This is a genomic window from Pseudomonas bharatica CSV86 (assembly GCF_000319305.2).
Taxonomy (GTDB): domain Bacteria; phylum Pseudomonadota; class Gammaproteobacteria; order Pseudomonadales; family Pseudomonadaceae; genus Aquipseudomonas; species Aquipseudomonas bharatica.
Genome location: NZ_AMWJ02000002.1, coordinates 2,292,447 through 2,309,521, shown reverse-complemented (window position 1 = coordinate 2,309,521; position 17,075 = coordinate 2,292,447). Strand labels below are relative to the sequence as shown.

Sequence of the window (17,075 nt, the reverse complement as noted above, 5' to 3'; positions counted from 1 at the left end):
AGCAACATCAAATCAGGATCAGCCCAAGACGATCTGGTTCTTCCCCTGCCGCTTCGCCTGGTACATCGCCGCGTCCGCCCGGGCGAACAGGTCATCCAGGTCGCTGTCCTCGCCATTGAGCCCGGTCAGCCCCTGGCTCACCGTGATCCCGTAGGTCTGCCCTTCGTGGCTGAAGCTCAGGCGCTGGATCTCCCGCTGCAGGCGCTGGGCCACCTGCATCGCCATTTCCGGCGGACATCCCGGGAACACCGCTGCGAACTCCTCGCCACCGATGCGTCCGAACAGGTCTCCGCGCCTGAGCGCGGCCTTGCCGCTGTCGGCGATGCGCTGCAACACCTGGTCTCCTTCCGGATGCCCGTAGGTGTCGTTGACCTGCTTGAAGTCATCGATATCCAGCAACAGGAAGGACAACGGCGTCCCTTCGACCCGTGCGCGCTCGAAGGCTTGCCCGGCGCATTCGAAGAAGTGCCGGCGGTTGCTGCTCTGGGTCAGCACGTCGGTGGTTGCCAGGCGCTGCAGCTCGCCTTCGAGCTGTTTCTTCTCGGTGATGTCCTCGGCCATGCCGACCACGATCACCCGTTGGCCTTCGCTTTGCTGGTTGATGAAGCATTTGTCGCTGAGCCAGCGCACCTGGCCGTCGGCGGCGATGATGCGGTATTCGCGATCCTCCACGGCGCCCTTGACCAGCACGTCGGCCAGGGTGCGCTCGGCATGGTCGAGGTCGTCAGGGTAGATCGCGTCGCGCCATTGGTTGTAGTCGGCCAGCAACAGGCTGGCGGAACGTCCGAAGATGCGCTCGTAGGCCGGGCTGACATACAGCACCTGGCGGGTTTCCCAATCGAAGGCCCAGAGCACGGCGTTAACGCTGTCCAGCAGCGAGTTGAACAGCTGCTCGCGCTCGCTCAGGCGGGCAACCTCGCCTTGTGCATGCATCAGGGCCAGCAATGTCTGGGCAGCCTCGGGAGGCGGGTTGAACGGCGGGGTGTTCTCGACCATGTTCGCAGTACTTCTAGTAAGGCGCTGGGGGCAGCCACGGCCCGGCCCGCCAGGCGGGCGACATATCAGGTAAGAACTTGATTCGGGAGGGAAGTTCCGGTCGCAGCGCCCCGTATAGGGGCGCTGCGATGGACGGGGCTGTCAGGCCAGGGCAGGGCGCAGCGAGTAGGTTTTCAGTTGCGCGGCGAACTCGCGTAGCGAGTGGATACCGCTGGCTTCGGCCTCGTGCACCCAGTCCTTCATTGCCGCGAGCATATCGTGGCCGTTGGCGCTGGTGCGGGCCCAGATCTGCTGCAGGGCCAGGCGCTTCTCGTAGATCACCTTGAGCGCATGGCTGTGTTCGAGCAGGGTCTGGATGCGCTGGTGATGGCGGTCTTCCAGCAGGCTGGTTTCCCGCGACAGCAGGCGCTTGGCGCGGCGGAACTGATGGCGCACCGAATCGTCCACCCTGGCCAGCTCCTGCTTGACCAGCGGGCCGATCACCAGCTTGCGGTACTGGGCCATGATCTGGAAGCGGTTGTTGAGGATCGCCATGGCGGTGTCCATGTCCAGATGGCCCTTGCCTTCGACCCGGTGGGCGATCGGTGCGACCCGCTGTACCTTGGCCAGGCGCAGCCAGGTGAACAGCTTGATCCAGGCCCAGCCCATGTCGAACTCCCAGCGCCGCACCGACAGCTTCGCCGAGTTGGGGTAGGTGTGGTGATTGTTGTGCAGCTCCTCACCGCCGATCACGATGCCCCAGGGCACCAGGTTGGTAGCCGCGTCGCGGCACTCGAAGTTGCGATAGCCCACCGCGTGGCCCAGGCCGTTGATCACGCCGGCGGCCCAGAATGGAATCCACATCATCTGCACGGCCCAGATGGTGATGCCGATGGTGCCGAACAGCAGCATGTCGATCACCGCCATCAGGGCGATACCGCCGAGCTTGTAGCGCGAATAGAGATTGCGCTCGATCCAGTCCTCGGGGCAGTTCTTGCCATAGATGCGCAGGGTGTCCGGGTTCTGCGCCTCGGCGCGGTACAGCTCGGCGCCCTTGCGCAGCACGGTGGACAGGCCCTTGATCACGGGGCTGTGCGGATCGTCCTCGGTTTCGCACTTGGCGTGGTGCTTGCGGTGGATGGCCGTCCACTCGCGGGTGTTCTGCGCCGTGGTCAGCCACAGCCAGAAGCGGAAGAAGTGTTTGAGCCCGGCGTTCAGCTCCAGCGAGCGATGCGCCGAATAGCGGTGCAGGTAGATCGTGACCGCAACGATGGTCACGTGGGTCATCAGCAGGGTGACCGCCAGCAGTTGCCAGGCCGACAGGTCGAGTAAACCGTAATACCACATAGGTGGGAGTGCCCTCTTAGAGCGGTTGAACAGCGATGGACATTATTACCACCATGTCAAATAAAACCAGTCGGCCTTTTAGATAGGAGGTCAACCGGGAAAACTATCCCTATAATGCCCCATCTTTTGATGTGGGCATCTGGGACGCTATGTCTGTTTCCGCACGAGAAGCCTTGCGCATGGCCGCGCTGTACCTGGTGCTGTCGCTACTGTGGCTGGTTGTTTCTGATCAAATATTAAGCAGTGTTTTCGATGATCCGGCTGAAAAAGCCGCCTGGCAGCTGGTCAATGCCTATGTGTGGGCGGGCTGCAGCGCCTTTCTCATCTTCGTCTCCCGGGTACGCCTGCTCAACTTCATCGGTGTCGGCGCGCGCCTCAGGCGCGAGGACCGCGAGCGCCTGCGCATGGCCGCCGCAGTGTTCGACAGCACCCTGGAGGGCGTGCTGGTGAGCAATGGCGACGGGATCATCGTCCACGTCAACCGCGCCTTCATCAACATCACCGGCTACAGCCGTGACGAAGTCATCGGCCAGCGTCCCAACAAGTTCAAGTCCGGACGGCATGACCAGGCGTTCTACCAGGCCATGTACAGCGCCCTGCATGACAAGGGCGAGTGGAGCGGCGAAGTCTGGAACCGGCGCAAGAGCGGCGAAGTGTACCCGCAATGGCAAACCATATGCGCAATTCGCGACGATAGCGGCCGTTTGACACACTATGTTGCAGTTTTCAGCGATATCAGCGCGATCAAGCACACCGAGCGCGAGCTGGCCCACCTGGTCCACCACGACCCGCTGACCAACCTGCCCAACCGCCTGCTGTTCAATGACCGGGCCGAGCAGGCCCTGGCCGCGGCGCAAACCAACAAGCGCGGCTGCGCCTTGCTCCTGCTCGATCTCGACCATTTCCAGAACATCAACGACAGCCTGGGCCACAACATCGGCGACCAGTTGCTCAAGGCCGTGGCCGACCGTCTCAAGCTGGTGATCGACCCGGGCGTGACCCTGGCTCGCCTGGGCGGCGACGAGTTCGCCATCCTCAGCGAGAACTGCGCGCAGGTCGGGCAGGCGGCCGATCTTGCGCAACTCATCGTCAACGTGATGAAGGAACCCTACGAGCTGGAAAACCACCGGCTGTTCAGTACCGTCAGCATTGGCATCAGCCTGTTTCCCGGCGATGCGCAGAGTGCCGAGCAACTGCTGCGCAACGCCGATGCGGCGCTGTTCAAGGCCAAGAGCAATGGCCGTTCCGGTTATGCCTTGTACACCGAGGAGCTCACCGCCCATGCCCAGCAGCGGGTGGAAACCGCCAGCGAGCTGCGCCGGGCCCTGGAACAGGGTGAGCTGCAGGTGTACTACCAGCCGGTGCACGACCTGTTCAGCGGCAGGATGATCGGCCTGGAGGCCCTGGTGCGCTGGCAGCACCCGCAACGCGGGATGGTCTCGCCGGGGGAGTTCATCCCCATCGCCGAGCGCACCGGGCTGATCGCCGACATCGACATGTGGGTCATGCGCCAGGCCTGCCAGCAGATGGTGCGCTGGCTGGGCGAGGGCAGGGTGCTCGACTTCGTCGCCTGCAATGTCTCCAGCCGCTTGTTCGCCCATCGCGAGATGTACCAGCAGGTCGCCCAAGTGCTGGACGACACCGGCCTGGAACCGTCGCGCCTGGAAATCGAAGTGACCGAAAGCGCGGTGATGGATGACCACGAAGTGGCGCTGGAGCAACTCCATCGCCTGCGCGACCTGGGCCTGCGCCTGGCCATCGACGACTTCGGTACCGGCTATTCCTCGCTGTTGCGGCTCAAGCGCCTGCCGGTGCAGAAACTGAAGATCGACCAGGGCTTCGTTGCCGGGCTGCCCGGGGATGACGATGACGTGGCGATCGTCCGGGTAATCATCGCCCTGGCGCGGAGCATGGGCATGGCGATCCATGCCGAGGGCATCGAACAGTCGGAACAGGCGCGTTTCCTGCTGGAGCACCAGTGCGACATGGGGCAGGGGTACTGGTATGGACGACCGGTGCCGGCTCGGGATCTTCGCTGGTAGTCAGGGCCTCATCGCTGGCAAGCCAGCCCACAGAGTCTTGTGCGACGCGGACCCTGTGGGAGCTGGCTTGCCAGCGATGGGGCCCGAAAGAGCTCCAGATAATTCAGTTATATAAAAATTCTTAAATAGTATTTTTAAGAATATTCAGCGCCTCATAAGATTGCTCCCACACCAGGCGCAGTCACGTTCCTACATGCTGCTCCCGGGCCACCTCATTTTCAGGAGCACGAGCATGAGCGCATCTCTGCGTAGCGTTGACGGTCAGGACGAAGCCACCATCCTGCGAGAAATCCAGAGCGCCCTGCGCGACCTGCGTTTCGGCGCGGTAGAGATCACCGTGCACAACGCGCAAGTCGTACAGATCGAACGCAAGGAAAAATTCCGCCTGCAAAACTCGGGCAACAAGCCGAGCTGAAGCTCGCGCGCCCTGGTCTACCTAATTAGAAAAAAGCCAATCGGGAGCTTCACCATGTCTATCCGCCGTTATGCCCTGGCCGCGCTGGCCAGTGCTGTTTTTGCCGGTTCCGCCATCGCCAAGGACTACGAACTGCTGAACGTGTCCTACGACCCGACCCGTGAGCTGTACCAGCAGTACAACGCCGAGTTCATCAAGCATTGGCAACAGGCCAACCCAGGCGACAAGGTGAAGATCCAGCAATCCCACGGCGGCTCGGGCAAACAGGCCCGTGCGGTGATCGACGGCCTGCGCGCCGACGTGGTGACCCTGGCCCTGGCCGGCGACATCGATGAAGTGGCCAAGCTTGGCAAGACCCTGCCTGAAAACTGGCAGACCCGCCTGCCGGATGCCAGCACGCCGTACACCTCGACCATCGTATTCCTGGTGCGCAAGGGCAACCCGAAAGGCATCAAGGACTGGGGCGACCTGATCAAGAAGGACGTCTCGGTCATCACCCCGAACCCGAAAACCTCCGGCGGCGCCCGCTGGAACTTCCTCGCCGCCTGGGCCTACGGCCTGAAGGCCGGCGGCAGCGAAGCCAAGGCCCAGGAATACGTGAAGGAGCTGTTCAAGCACGTTCCGGTCCTGGACACCGGTGCCCGCGGCTCGACCATCACCTTCGTCAACAACGGCCAGGGCGATGTCCTGCTGGCCTGGGAAAACGAAGCCTTCCTGGCGCTGAAGGAAGACGGCGGCAGCGACAAGTTCGAAATCGTCGTGCCATCGCTGTCGATCCTCGCCGAGCCACCGGTGGCCGTGGTCGACAAGAACGCCGAGAAGAAGGGCAACGAGAAGATCGCCGAGGACTACCTCAAGTACCTGTACAGCCCGGTCGGCCAGAAGATCGCTGCCGACAACTTCTACCGTCCGCGTGACGAGAAAGTGGCCGCGCAGTACGCCAACCAGTTCCCGAAACTTGACCTGGTGACTATCGACAAAGACTTCGGTGGCTGGAAGACTGCCCAACCCAAGTTCTTCAACGATGGCGGCGTGTTCGACCAGATCTATTCTGCACAGTGACCCTGGGACCGCTTCGCGGTCCATCGCAGGCAAGCCAGCTCCTACAGGGTTCACCACGACCCTGCAGGCGCTGGCTTTCCTGCATGGGCTGCAAGGCAGCCCCGAATGCGCAGTGTGATGAAAACCAGCTAGACCAAGGACCTTTATGTCTCGTCGTATATCCCCCGTCATACCCGGCTTCGGGCTGACGCTGGGCTACACCTTGGTGTACCTCAGCCTGATTGTGCTCATACCGCTGGGGGCCATGTTCGTCCACGCCTCCCAACTTACCTGGGAACAGTTCTGGAACATCGTCAGCGCGCCGCGAGTCCTCGCTGCGCTGAAGCTGAGTTTCGGCACCGCCCTTTTTGCCGCCATCATCAATGGCGTGATCGGCACTCTGCTGGCCTGGGTACTGGTGCGCTACACCTTCCCGGGGCGCAAGATCATCGAGGCGATGATCGACCTGCCGTTCGCCCTGCCCACCGCCGTTGCCGGTATCGCCCTGACTGCCCTGTACGCCCCGTCGGGCTGGGTCGGGCAGTTCGCCACCGACCTTGGCTTCAAGATCGCCTACACGCCGCTGGGCATCACCCTGGCGCTGACCTTCGTCACCCTGCCGTTCGTGGTGCGCACGGTGCAGCCGGTGCTGGCGGATATCCCCCGTGAAGTCGAGGAAGCCGCTGCCTGCCTCGGTGCCAAGCCGCTGCAGGTGTTCCGCCATGTGCTGGCCCCGGCGCTGCTGCCGGCCTGGCTCACCGGCTTCGCCCTGGCCTTCGCCCGTGGTGTCGGCGAGTACGGTTCGGTGATCTTCATTGCCGGCAACATGCCGATGAAGACCGAGATCCTGCCGCTGCTGATCATGGTCAAGCTCGACCAGTACGATTACACCGGCGCAACCTCCATCGGCGTGCTGATGCTGGTGGTTTCCTTCATCCTGCTGCTGCTGATCAACCTGCTGCAGCGGCGCATCGAAACCCCTTGAAGGAGGCCTGAGCATGTCTGCATCCGCAATTGGCGCGGCCGCTTCGGCCAACGCCGCCCGCCGTGGCAGCGCTACCGCCCGGCGCATCCTGATCGGCCTTGGCTGGCTGATCTTCGCCCTGTTCCTGCTGCTGCCGCTGGTGATCGTGGTGTCCCAGGGCCTGAAGATGGGCGTGGGTACCTTCTTCGAAGCCATCTTCGAAGCCGATGCCTTGTCGGCCCTCAAGCTGACCCTGATCGCCGTGGCCGTCTCGGTGCCGCTGAACCTGGTGTTCGGTGTCAGCGCGGCCTGGTGCGTGAGCAAGTACAACTTCCGTGGCAAGAGCATCCTGGTAACCCTGATCGACCTGCCGTTCTCGGTCTCGCCGGTGATCGCCGGCCTGGTCTATGTGCTGATGTTCGGTGCCCAGGGCCTGTTCGGCCCCTGGCTGCAGGACCACGATATCCAGATCGTCTTCGCCCTGCCGGGCATCGTGCTGGCGACCATTTTCGTCACCGTGCCCTTCGTTGCCCGTGAACTGATCCCGCTGATGCAGGAGCAGGGCACCCAGGAAGAGGAGGCCGCGCGCCTGCTCGGCGCCAACGGCTGGCAGATGTTCTGGCACGTGACCTTGCCGAATATCAAATGGGGCCTGATCTATGGCGTGGTGCTCTGTACCGCTCGGGCGATGGGCGAGTTCGGTGCGGTGTCGGTGGTCTCCGGCCACATCCGTGGCGTGACCAACACCCTGCCACTGCATGTCGAAATCCTCTACAACGAATACAACCACGTCGCGGCGTTCAGCGTAGCCAGCCTGCTGCTGATCCTGGCGCTCTTCATCCTGCTGCTCAAGCAGTGGAGCGAGAACCGCATTAACCGTCTGCGCCAAAGTGCGGCGGAGGAATAATTCATGTCGATCGAAGTTCGTAACGTCAGCAAGCGCTTCAACAGCTTCCAGGCCCTGGACAACATCAACCTGGATATCAACAGCGGCGAGCTGGTGGCCCTGCTGGGCCCGTCCGGCTGCGGCAAGACCACCCTGCTGCGCATCATCGCCGGCCTGGAAACCCCGGATAACGGCAACATCGTGTTCCACGGCGAAGACGTGTCCGGCCACGACGTGCGTGATCGCAACGTCGGATTCGTGTTCCAGCACTACGCGCTGTTCCGCCATATGAGCGTGTTCGACAACGTCGCCTTCGGCCTGCGCATGAAGCCCAAGGGCGAGCGTCCGAGCGAAAGCAGGATCGCCGAGAAGGTCCATGAGCTGCTGAACATGGTGCAACTGGACTGGCTGTCGGATCGTTATCCGGAGCAGTTGTCCGGTGGCCAGCGCCAGCGTATCGCCCTGGCCCGCGCCCTGGCGGTGGAGCCCAAGGTGCTGCTGCTGGACGAGCCGTTCGGCGCCCTGGATGCCAAGGTTCGCAAGGAGCTGCGCCGCTGGCTGGCGCGGTTGCACGAAGACATCAACCTGACCTCCGTGTTCGTCACCCACGACCAGGAGGAAGCCATGGAAGTGGCCGACCGCATCGTGGTGATGAACAAGGGCGTCATCGAGCAGATCGGCTCGCCGGGAGACGTCTATGAAAATCCTTCGAGTGATTTCGTCTACCACTTCCTCGGCGATTCCAACCGCCTGCACCTGAGCGAGAACCAGCACGTGCTGTTCCGCCCGCATGAAGTGTCGCTGTCGCGGCATGAAGTGGAAGGCCATCACGTTGCCGAAGTGCGGGATATCCGGCCGCTGGGCGCGACCACCCGGGTGACCCTGAAGGTGGAAGGGCAAAGCGAGCTGATCGAGGCCGAGGTGGTCAAGGATCACGACAGCCTGACCGGCCTGGCACGTGGCGAGACCTTGTTCTTCAAGCCGAAGGTCTGGCAGAAGGTCGAGAATATCTAAGGCCTTGAGGGCCTCATCGCGGGTGAATTCACTACCGCAATCGCTGGCAAGCCAGCTCCCACAAGGTCCGCGCCGGGCACGAATGCTGCGGTTGACCCAGAACCCTGTGGGAGCTGCGGTTCGGCGCTCCGACTTGCCAGCGATGAGGCCATCAGCCTCACCGTGGATCCGGCGATGTACCCGGCCCCTGTGTGACGGGTTCACCCGCGATAGGGCCCTCGACCCACTGAAAATCCATCGAACTGCCCCAGCTCCATCTCCCCTCCCGATCCCCTCTCTCACCCGTTGACCACGCCCACCCATTGGCGGCCGACACGCTGCGCCCGCGCTTTAATGCCGATTTCCCATGCCTTTGGGGAATATTTTCAATGCAGCAAAGGCATGGCGATTTGCCCGCTTCGCTGCAGCCCTTGATCTACAAGGCTTCCAGGCCTGTGGATAAATTTCATATATCTGAAAATTCTATCCATAACTTCAAAGATTACTTTCAGAGATAAGCGTCTGGCGCGGATCATTCGGCCAAACGAAGGCGAAATCCAACAGCGCCTTCGAAGCATGCACCGAACCCCCAGGAGTTGATCAATGGGTAATGTCCAGACCGCCGCCAGTGCCGCTGATGTGCTGTGGCGCCCGACGCCGGGCGAACTGGTCGACCTCGGCCGGCCGCACCGTTCGCCGCTTGGGCAACAGCGTTTGCAGCGTACGCCGCGCAGTGCTCTGAACCGTCGCGAGAAAGTCCTGCTGGGAGTGTTCGCCCTGGTCCTGCATGGCGCTGCCGCGTACTGGGTCAGCCAGGCGCCGACGCCGGTGTTGCCGGTAGTGCCGCCGGAAATTCCACCTATGACCATCGAATTCTCCCAGCCGGCGCCGCCGGTGGTCGAGCCGCCACCACCCGTGGTCGAGCCGCCGCCGGTGGTGGAACCACCGCCACCGGTCGAGGACGAGCTGGCCGTGAAGCCGCCACCGCCCAAGCCGGTGCCCAAGCCCAAACCCAAGCCGGTACCGAAGCCGACGCCCAAGCCCGCACCGAAACCGGTGGAGCAGCCGCCAGTGCCGACCCCGCCGACGCCAGCCCCACCCGCGCCGCCGGCTCCGCCAGCGCCCGCCCCGGTAACCCCGGCTTCGGCCAACGCGGCGTACCTGAAGAACCCGGCGCCGGAATACCCGTCGCTGGCCCAGCGTCGCGGCTGGGAAGGCACGGTGCTGTTGCGGGTCAAGGTGCTCGCCACCGGCAAGCCCGGCGAGATCCAGATCCAGAAGAGCAGTGGTCGCCAGCAACTCGATGACGCCGCGCTGGCCGCGGTGAAGCGTTGGAGTTTCGTACCGGCCAAGCAGGGCGATGTACCCCAGGAAGGCTGGGTGAGCGTGCCCATCGATTTCAAGATTCGCTAACCCAAATTCGCGCAACGACAGAGAGAACACATCATGAGCTTATTGGCCTCCCCCCTTGAATCCATCGAAAGCGCGGTGATCTGGCTGCTGGTCGGCTTCTCCGTGGTCACCTGGGGCCTGGCCCTGGTCAAGACCGTGCAGTTCGTCCGCCTGAAGAACCAGGACAAGCGGTTCCACAAGCAATTCTGGGCCGCTTCCAGTCTCGATTCGGCGGCCGACCTGGCCCACACCCAGCCAGGCTCCGCCGCCCGCGTCGCCCAGGCCGGCTATGCCGCGATCGCCGTTGGCGAGCCTGGCCAGGCCACCGACCTGAGCCACTCGATCAATCACCAGGACCGTCTCGAACGCGCCCTGCGCCAGCAGATCGTCCGTGAGCGCCGCTCGCTGGAAACCGGCCTCGCCGTCGTCGCCAGTATCGGCAGCACCTCGCCCTTCATCGGCCTGTTCGGTACGGTCTGGGGCATCATGGAAGCGCTCAAGGGCATCAGCGCGGCAGGCTCGGCGAGCCTGGAAACCGTGGCCGGCCCTATCGGTGCGGCGCTGGTCGCCACCGGCGTGGGTATTGCCGTCGCGGTCCCGGCGGTACTGGTTTACAACTATTTCCTGCGCCGCCTGAAGCTGACTGCGGCCGACCTCGACGACTTCGCCCACGACTTCTACAGCCTCGCGCAGAAGAGTGCCTTCCGCGTCATCGCCCACCCTACGCTGCTCAAGGCCGGTAACGCCGCGGGCCAGCCTGTGAAAGAGGCGGTGTGACATGGCCTTCTCGACCCAGGACAGCGACGAGGTTCTCAGCGAGATCAACGTAACGCCGCTGGTGGATGTGATGCTGGTGCTGCTGGTGGTGTTCATCGTCACCGCGCCGCTGCTGACCAACGCCATCCCGATCAACCTACCCAAGACCGAGGCCGTGGCCCCGGTGGAGCAAAAGGATCCGTTGGTGGTCAGCATCGACGGGGCAGGGAAGCTGTTCATCAACAAGGACGAAATCCAGCCGGACTTGCTGGAAACCAACCTGCAGGCGGCGAAAGCCAAGGACCCCGAGGTACGGGTGCAACTGCAGGCGGACGATGGAGTGAACTACGGGGAAGTGGCGCGTGCCATGGCCTCGATCGAACGCGCGGGGATTACCAAGCTCTCGGTGATCACCGCCCGCTGAGCAACACGCAACTCAGGCAAACTTGAGACCAGTCCTGTGGCAGGGGCTGGTCTTTTTTTGCTTGACGTGTCGGTGTTCCCGACAGGTTGTGGATAAGCTTTGTGACAAGTGGCGTAGGGTACTCGGTTGACGGGAGTGTTGGCTGGCGGTAGATTCGCCTTCGTCGATACGGACCGGAACCCGAAAGGGGGTATCGATTTCGGAGGCGAAAGCCTCTCCTAGCCAGTGAGCGGGATAAGCGAAAGCGAAAGGACAGGCCGATATTGAGATTCAGCAAAAGCCCCAAGCGCGAAAGCCTTGGGGCTTTTTGTTTTCAGACGGATTTGCCGGCGTTGCGCATTTCCAGGATGTAGCGAACGTTATGCGGCTTGCCTTTGGGCAGCGAATGTCGGCCCCATGTGGCAACTTCATAGGCCGAAATGACCCGTAGCTTGAGCAGATTGCGGGTGTTCTCCGGTTTCCTGATCGAGAAGAACATGGCGTAGTCATGCAGGTCGAGGCAATAGTACCGCTGGTTACCGTTGATGAAGTAAGGCACCGCCAGCCCTTCGTAGAACCGTCGCTCCATGTAGTCACGCAGTTGCTTACTGCAGTCGTAGCGGTGTGCACAGAAATAGCGGCGTTCGTATTTGAAACACACCAGCTCGCCGTGTCCTTTGTCGTCTGTAAAGCAATGGAAACCGAATTCGAATTTCACTGTAATCGGATCACCGGCGACGTCGAATTGCAGATCGAATGGTTGCAAATGCGCCATCGATAGGATCTTGCCGCCAATGATCAGGTCCTTCCATTTCATGACGTGTGCTCGTGGAGAAAGCGAGGCAGCGTACGGTTGGTGAACTGGCGCGACAATGTGGTGTTTCTTTTCAAAACGCTTCGTTGGAGATGGGCGTTTACCGGTGAGAAGCCGGCTGCTGTGGATGTTTAGCGGATCTGCCCAGGGCCGTTCCGACGCATCTTGTTAACATCTGGCCTCGATCGGAGCGTGGCTTGTCGGGCCGCCTAACCGCCGCGAAGGACCGCTGCGCGGTCCATCGCAGGCAGCTCCTACAAGGGAGTGAGCGGGGTCAGCCTTGAGAGCTGTACAGATATCCAAACACAAAGCTGCTGGCCTGCTGCTGCCGCTGGGGATAGCGTTTCCCGTCTTGGCCGCTGCGCAGGCGAGGCGTGATGGCCTGCAGGGGTTCCATTCCTCCGGTTTTCCACCGCCTGGGCAGTGGCCACCTTTGTATTTATGGAGGCTGTACGCAGGAGGCCTTCGGGCCTGCCGGGTATGGTCCTTCCCGGTTTTCCACCCTGTGTCCAGCCGCCACCTTCCTTGAAGCCGACACGGACCCTGTGGGAGCTGGCTTGCCAGCGATGAGGCCAGCAGGGCCACTGATGTTGTTTGATCTGACGCCATCGCTGGCAAGCCAGCTCCCACAGGGACCGCATTCCAGACACCTGCAAACATAAAGTTTGTGGAAGATGGGAATCCTAGGACGTAACCTACGAGTTCTGTCGAACCTGTCTTCCTTGCCCATGGAAACTCCACCTTCTAGTCTTCTCCGTTCGCTGAACTTGGCGAACGGGGTGTGGAAACCTCACGGGAAATCACTTGGAATACAGCCTCTACGGCGGCTGTGCGCGGGAGACCTTCGGGTCTGCCGGGTTTTCCAGTGACCCGGTTTTCCACCCCGCGTACAGCTGCCACCCAAATCGTGTGGAAACGATCGGGTGCCGGTCCCAACCTCACTGGAGTTTCCGATGAAAAAATTAGTACCCGATCCCCCACTATCCCCAACCTGCACCCGCTCCTTCGGCGACTGCGCCTCCACCCACCCCCCACTATTCTCCGTGAACGCCGGCATCGACCCGCACAGCGCCCTGGTCCACGCCTCGATGTTCCTGCGCTGCGCCTATGAATCCGCCCAGCATTCCCTGGCCCCGGAAGCCAACACCAGCGCTTTCCCCTGGCTGACCATGCACGCCGTTGAAGCCGCAAAGGGCCTGGTCGATGCGCTCCTCGAAGGCCATGAAACCGCTAGCTGGCAACGACCCCAACGGTGACACCGGAACGGGACCGCGCGGCGGTCCCGATTGAATTTTGGTTATTAATAAATAGCTTCTTATTCCTTTACGAATATAACCCCAGCACCAATACTTGCCGTCATGCACGCAAACCGCAGCAGGAGGCAATTCCCCATGCGCAACGAGTCGATCCGTTACCTGATTGTGCCGGGCTGGCAGGGTTCGCCAGACGAACATTGGCAAAGCCATTGGCACAACACGCTGCCCAATAGCGCCCGTGTCGAGCAGGCCGATTGGGTGACGCCCAAGCGCGGGGATTGGGTTGCGGCGCTGGAAGAGGCGATTGCCGCCGATGAGTCGCCGGTGATCCTGATTGCCCATAGCCTGGGCTGCATCACCGTCGCCCATTGGGCCGCCCAGGCCACCCCGACATTGCGCCGGCGGGTACGCGGGGCGCTGCTGGTGGCCCCGGCGGATGTAGAGCGGCCAGCCTGCTCGCCCGCGTTGCGCAATTTCGCACCGATTCCCATGGCCCAGCTGCCGTTCCCGAGCCAGGTGGTGACATCCGACAACGACCCGGCCGTGAGCGCGCCGCGCGCCATGCAACTGGCCCGCGCCTGGGGCGCCGAAGCCGGGGTGCTCGGCGGCGCCGGGCATATCAACGTGAAGTCTGGCCATAACCGCTGGGAACAGGGCTTCGCCTACCTGTACCGCCTGCAGAACCGAATGGAACAGGGCGCCCTGCGCCGCGCCTGATTCACGTACCGCTTTCCTTACTGCCTTTTATCAACGCCCGGGCCAGGAGCCCGGGCGGGAGCTTTGCCATGAAACTCGAAGACACCTTCGGCCAACCGCTGCTGACCTTCCCCGAACTCGACAAGAGCCCGCTGAGCATCCGCGCCAAGGCCTTGGTGTTCGTCGATCCGCGCTCGCGTCAGCTGCGCGAAGAACTGGAAATCCTCGCGCCGCTGGCCTTGCCCGTGCTGATCCGTGGCGAGAGCGGTACCGGCAAGGAGCTGCTGGCGCGGCAGATCCACCGCGCCAGCGATCGCGGCGGCCTGTTCGTCTCGGTCAACTGCGGTGCGATCAGCCCGACCTACGCCGACGCCGAACTCTTCGGCTACGCCGCCGGCGCCCACAGCGGCAGCGCCAGCAGTCGCGCCGGCTGGTTCGGCTCGGCCAATGGCGGCACCCTGTACCTCGACGAAATCGCCGACCTGCCGCTGCCGATCCAGGTCAAGCTGCTGGCGGCCTTGGAAAACCACGAGGTCTACCGCGTCGGTGCGCAGCAACCGCATCCGGTGGATGTACGCCTGGTCGCCGCCTCCAGCATCGACCTGGCCGAGGCGGTCGCGGCCGGGCATTTCCACCCGCGGCTCTACGATTACCTTCATGAGGGCCGGCTGGAGCTGCCGGCCCTGCGCGAACGGGTCGGCGATATCCTGCCGCTGGCCGAATACTTCGTTGGCATCTACAGCCCCAAACTCAACCGCCCGGTGCCGTTGCTCAGCGAGGAAGCCCAGCGCGTGCTGGAGCTGCACGACTGGCCGGGCAATACCCGTGAGCTCGAGAACGTTATCCACTTCGCCCTGCTCCAGGGCAGCGGTGACGAGATCCTGCCGGAACATCTGAACCTGCCGACACCCCTTCACGCCCTGGCCCAGCGCCTGGACCGTCTCGCCGAACTGGCGGACGAACAGGAACGACAGGCGTTACGCAAATTGTTGGAGCAGACCCTGTTGCGTCTTGCGCAAGTCGCAAGCTAGAGCGTTGCAAGCTGCGCATTGCGAAAAGGTATAAGAAGCTAAGCAAAAGATATTGTTCTGGAATAAAAAATCTCGGTATTGTCCGCCTCACGCCGGGCAACACGGGCCCGGCCAACCAACACTGATCGTCGCCCACGAGGCGCGCAATACCAATAAGGACTGCACATGAAGAAGGCTCTGTTGTTCTCTGCCCTGGCCGCTGCGCTGACGGTCGCCGGGTTTGCCCAGGCAGGCGAGAAACTGGTGGTGGCCGCCACCCCGGTTCCCCATGCCGAGATTCTTGAACTGATCAAGCCGACCCTGGCCAAGGAAGGCGTGGACCTGGAAATCAAGGTCTTTACCGACTACGTGCAGCCCAACGTCCAGGTTGACCAGAAGCGTCTGGACGCCAACTACTTCCAGACCCTGCCGTACCTGAAGAACTTCAACGAAGGTAAGGGCACCCACCTGGAAACCGTGATCGGCGTCCATGTCGAGCCGTTCGGTGGCTACTCGAAGAAAGTGAAAAGCCTGTCCGAGCTGAAGGAAGGCGCCACCGTCGCCATCCCGAACGAGGGTAGCAACAGCGGCCGCGCCCTGCTGCTCCTGCAGAAGGCTGGCCTGATCACCCTGAAGGATCCGAAGAACGCCCTGGCCACCCCGAAAGACATCGCCGAGAACCCGAAGAAGCTTAAATTCCGCGAGCTGGAATCGGCCATGCTGCCGCGTGTGCTGGACCAGGTCGACCTGGACATGATCAACACCAACTACGCCCTGGAAGCTGGCCTCAACCCGGCGAAAGACGCCCTGGTGATCGAAGGCAGCGACTCGCCTTACGTCAACTTCTTGGTGGCCCGCCCGGACAACAAGGACAGCGACGCCATCCAGAAGCTGGCCAAGGCCCTGACCTCGCCTGAAGTGAAGACCTTCATCGAGAAGAAGTACAGCGGTGCGGTACTGCCGGCGTTCTGATCGCCTCAGCACTGCCTGTTACTGAAAGACCGCCGTCGAGGCGGTCTTTCTTTTTCTGCGGCATACCTGATAGTTCTGTCAGTTATGGGCTGATGGGTGGGGTTATACAATCCGTGGCATTCCCTGCCGAATGCCAGAGAGATAAGCGATGGCGACCCCGAATGACGCTGCACGACCCTCACATAGGCAATCGGGGCGCATTGGTTTTAATGGTGAACTGCTTGAATGCATTACCGGCCACTACCTGCTCGGCAACGGCTATCGCGCCTACAGCCCATTGCTGATGATCTTTATCCAGCCGGACAGCTGGAGCCCGTTCGGGGCGGGTGGGCTCAATGCCTATGCTTATTGCAAGGGGGATCCGGTCAATGCTGCCGATCCTACCGGTCATATGCCGTTACCGAGCCCGATACTGGTGAAGGGCAAGCTCACGTTGCCGCCTTTGAGCCCTGATTACATTCCGCCCGGCAGCCTTGTTTCGACGAATATGAAAGCCTTCCAATACTTCGCGAACTTCGGAGGTCCATCACCGACGATACCGGCCGCGGTTGTGGGGAGTTCACCGACAGGCCTTGCCCCGGCTCCCGCTTCGCCTTTACGTCCGACGTCTCCTTCGCGCCAACCTTATCCATCGAACTCAGCGTTGCCCACTCCCGCGGGACGCGCAGGCCCATCTGGGGTCGTCGTGGCACGTGATCATCACGATGTCGATTACAAGCGCGTCAAGACGGAGATTGAACGCATGGTTCCCTCTCACGACGCAGAGGGTATCGTTCGCCTGTCCACAGAGAAGTTCCACAGACTTCCCGTTTTAGCGGAGCTGCGCTGGCAATTGATGCGGCGCCCAGGCGAGAAAAGGCTCCGGTACGCCACACGGGAGTTAGCTCCAAAAATTGGACAAAGGCAGATCGAGGCTCTGAGAAAACAAGCGATGAATGAAGGCGCTATTGATAAAGCGCATTTCTATAAAAGATTGCACGATGGGTTTACTGAGGCGAATCGTAAAAGAATTCGCAAGAACTAGGGACTTCCATCGAGAAGAGGTACGGCAGGGTGGTACTGCCGGTGTTCTGGTGCGTCGGTCAAGCTGAACCGAGGTGGGGCCGCTATGCG

Annotated in this window: 17 protein-coding genes; 14 read left to right on the top strand and 3 right to left on the bottom strand. The window is 62.1% G+C overall.

Annotated features, from left to right (window positions below; translation table 11 throughout):
- Nucleotides 1-18 precede the first annotated feature (18 nt).
- Both CSV86_RS24400 and desA read right to left on the bottom strand, forming a co-directional pair.
- Nucleotides 19-996: a GGDEF domain-containing protein gene (locus CSV86_RS24400; RefSeq protein WP_009400186.1), complete on the bottom strand. Its 978-nt coding sequence runs from the start codon at nucleotides 994-996 to the stop codon at nucleotides 19-21.
- A gap of 141 nt (nucleotides 997-1,137) precedes the next feature.
- The gene (desA, locus tag CSV86_RS24395; RefSeq protein WP_009400187.1) at nucleotides 1,138-2,322 is read right to left on the bottom strand and encodes a delta-9 fatty acid desaturase DesA; all 1,185 of its coding nucleotides are present in this window, start codon (nucleotides 2,320-2,322) and stop codon (nucleotides 1,138-1,140) included.
- 149 nt (nucleotides 2,323-2,471) lie between these two features.
- Here desA and dibA point away from each other — a divergent pair, with 149 nt between their 5' ends.
- The 9 genes from dibA (at nucleotide 2,472) to CSV86_RS24350 (ending at nucleotide 11,235) form a co-directional block, all read left to right on the top strand.
- The gene (gene dibA / locus CSV86_RS24390) at nucleotides 2,472-4,364 is read left to right on the top strand and encodes a phosphodiesterase DibA (RefSeq protein WP_037060510.1); all 1,893 of its coding nucleotides are present in this window, start codon (nucleotides 2,472-2,474) and stop codon (nucleotides 4,362-4,364) included.
- Between the two features lie 232 nt (nucleotides 4,365-4,596).
- Nucleotides 4,597-4,779 (top strand): sulfur starvation response protein OscA, encoded by a 183-nt coding sequence (gene oscA / locus CSV86_RS24385; protein ID WP_009400195.1) that lies wholly within the window; start codon nucleotides 4,597-4,599, stop codon nucleotides 4,777-4,779.
- A 54-nt stretch (nucleotides 4,780-4,833) separates the two neighbouring features.
- Nucleotides 4,834-5,841, top strand: a complete 1,008-nt coding sequence (locus CSV86_RS24380) for a sulfate ABC transporter substrate-binding protein (protein ID WP_009402769.1) — start codon at nucleotides 4,834-4,836, stop codon at nucleotides 5,839-5,841.
- A gap of 145 nt (nucleotides 5,842-5,986) precedes the next feature.
- On the top strand, nucleotides 5,987-6,805 hold the full coding sequence (cysT, locus tag CSV86_RS24375) for a sulfate ABC transporter permease subunit CysT (RefSeq protein ID WP_009402770.1): 819 nt from the start codon (nucleotides 5,987-5,989) through the stop codon (nucleotides 6,803-6,805).
- Nucleotides 6,806-6,818: 13 nt separating this feature from the next.
- Entirely contained in the window at nucleotides 6,819-7,691 is an 873-nt protein-coding gene (gene cysW / locus CSV86_RS24370; protein WP_009402772.1) for a sulfate ABC transporter permease subunit CysW, read from the top strand.
- Nucleotides 7,692-7,694: 3 nt separating this feature from the next.
- Nucleotides 7,695-8,684, top strand: coding sequence for a sulfate/molybdate ABC transporter ATP-binding protein (locus tag CSV86_RS24365; protein ID WP_009402774.1), 990 nt, complete (start codon nucleotides 7,695-7,697; stop codon nucleotides 8,682-8,684).
- A 582-nt stretch (nucleotides 8,685-9,266) separates the two neighbouring features.
- A complete protein-coding gene (locus CSV86_RS24360) occupies nucleotides 9,267-10,076 on the top strand; it encodes an energy transducer TonB (protein ID WP_009402776.1) in 810 nt (269 codons plus the stop codon).
- 33 nt (nucleotides 10,077-10,109) lie between these two features.
- Nucleotides 10,110-10,832, top strand: coding sequence for a MotA/TolQ/ExbB proton channel family protein (locus tag CSV86_RS24355; protein ID WP_009402778.1), 723 nt, complete (start codon nucleotides 10,110-10,112; stop codon nucleotides 10,830-10,832).
- A 1-nt stretch (nucleotide 10,833) separates the two neighbouring features.
- Nucleotides 10,834-11,235 carry an ExbD/TolR family protein gene (locus tag CSV86_RS24350; RefSeq protein WP_009041659.1) on the top strand — a complete coding sequence of 134 codons (402 nt, stop codon included), beginning with the start codon at nucleotides 10,834-10,836 and terminating at the stop codon, nucleotides 11,233-11,235.
- Nucleotides 11,236-11,548: 313 nt separating this feature from the next.
- On the opposite strand, the gene CSV86_RS24345 is transcribed toward CSV86_RS24350, so the two are convergent.
- On the bottom strand, nucleotides 11,549-12,031 hold the full coding sequence (locus CSV86_RS24345; RefSeq protein WP_009402783.1) for a YjaZ family protein: 483 nt from the start codon (nucleotides 12,029-12,031) through the stop codon (nucleotides 11,549-11,551).
- Nucleotides 12,032-12,981: 950 nt separating this feature from the next.
- Here CSV86_RS24345 and CSV86_RS24340 point away from each other — a divergent pair.
- The 5 genes from CSV86_RS24340 (at nucleotide 12,982) to CSV86_RS24320 (ending at nucleotide 16,986) form a co-directional block, all read left to right on the top strand.
- On the top strand, nucleotides 12,982-13,284 hold the full coding sequence (locus CSV86_RS24340) for a DUF3077 domain-containing protein (protein ID WP_037058290.1): 303 nt from the start codon (nucleotides 12,982-12,984) through the stop codon (nucleotides 13,282-13,284).
- 135 nt (nucleotides 13,285-13,419) lie between these two features.
- Nucleotides 13,420-14,001, top strand: coding sequence for an alpha/beta hydrolase (locus tag CSV86_RS24335; RefSeq protein WP_009394012.1), 582 nt, complete (start codon nucleotides 13,420-13,422; stop codon nucleotides 13,999-14,001).
- 68 nt (nucleotides 14,002-14,069) lie between these two features.
- Nucleotides 14,070-15,011 (top strand): sigma 54-interacting transcriptional regulator, encoded by a 942-nt coding sequence (locus tag CSV86_RS24330; RefSeq protein WP_009394010.1) that lies wholly within the window; start codon nucleotides 14,070-14,072, stop codon nucleotides 15,009-15,011.
- Nucleotides 15,012-15,176: 165 nt separating this feature from the next.
- Nucleotides 15,177-15,962, top strand: coding sequence for a MetQ/NlpA family ABC transporter substrate-binding protein (locus CSV86_RS24325; protein ID WP_009394008.1), 786 nt, complete (start codon nucleotides 15,177-15,179; stop codon nucleotides 15,960-15,962).
- A gap of 148 nt (nucleotides 15,963-16,110) precedes the next feature.
- A complete protein-coding gene (locus CSV86_RS24320) occupies nucleotides 16,111-16,986 on the top strand; it encodes an RHS repeat-associated core domain-containing protein (RefSeq protein ID WP_170395025.1) in 876 nt (291 codons plus the stop codon).
- Nucleotides 16,987-17,075: the final 89 nt, after the last annotated feature.

Bases quoted from the DNA above. Each gene is read 5' to 3' on its own strand.
- CSV86_RS24360 (WP_009402776.1), top strand. From the start codon at position 9,267: ATGGGTAATGTCCAGACCGCCGCCAGTGCCGCTGATGTGCTGTGGCGC.
- oscA (WP_009400195.1), top strand. From the start codon at position 4,597: ATGAGCGCATCTCTGCGTAGCGTTGACGGTCAGGACGAAGCCACCATC.
- CSV86_RS24345 (WP_009402783.1), bottom strand. From the start codon at position 12,031: ATGAAATGGAAGGACCTGATCATTGGCGGCAAGATCCTATCGATGGCG.
- CSV86_RS24340 (WP_037058290.1), top strand. From the start codon at position 12,982: ATGAAAAAATTAGTACCCGATCCCCCACTATCCCCAACCTGCACCCGC.
- CSV86_RS24320 (WP_170395025.1), top strand. From the start codon at position 16,111: ATGGCGACCCCGAATGACGCTGCACGACCCTCACATAGGCAATCGGGG.
- CSV86_RS24325 (WP_009394008.1), top strand. From the start codon at position 15,177: ATGAAGAAGGCTCTGTTGTTCTCTGCCCTGGCCGCTGCGCTGACGGTC.
- cysW (WP_009402772.1), top strand. From the start codon at position 6,819: ATGTCTGCATCCGCAATTGGCGCGGCCGCTTCGGCCAACGCCGCCCGC.
- CSV86_RS24350 (WP_009041659.1), top strand. From the start codon at position 10,834: ATGGCCTTCTCGACCCAGGACAGCGACGAGGTTCTCAGCGAGATCAAC.
- cysT (WP_009402770.1), top strand. From the start codon at position 5,987: ATGTCTCGTCGTATATCCCCCGTCATACCCGGCTTCGGGCTGACGCTG.
- CSV86_RS24365 (WP_009402774.1), top strand. From the start codon at position 7,695: ATGTCGATCGAAGTTCGTAACGTCAGCAAGCGCTTCAACAGCTTCCAG.
- dibA (WP_037060510.1), top strand. From the start codon at position 2,472: ATGTCTGTTTCCGCACGAGAAGCCTTGCGCATGGCCGCGCTGTACCTG.
- CSV86_RS24380 (WP_009402769.1), top strand. From the start codon at position 4,834: ATGTCTATCCGCCGTTATGCCCTGGCCGCGCTGGCCAGTGCTGTTTTT.
- CSV86_RS24330 (WP_009394010.1), top strand. From the start codon at position 14,070: ATGAAACTCGAAGACACCTTCGGCCAACCGCTGCTGACCTTCCCCGAA.
- CSV86_RS24400 (WP_009400186.1), bottom strand. From the start codon at position 996: ATGGTCGAGAACACCCCGCCGTTCAACCCGCCTCCCGAGGCTGCCCAG.
- CSV86_RS24335 (WP_009394012.1), top strand. From the start codon at position 13,420: ATGCGCAACGAGTCGATCCGTTACCTGATTGTGCCGGGCTGGCAGGGT.
- desA (WP_009400187.1), bottom strand. From the start codon at position 2,322: ATGTGGTATTACGGTTTACTCGACCTGTCGGCCTGGCAACTGCTGGCG.
- CSV86_RS24355 (WP_009402778.1), top strand. From the start codon at position 10,110: ATGAGCTTATTGGCCTCCCCCCTTGAATCCATCGAAAGCGCGGTGATC.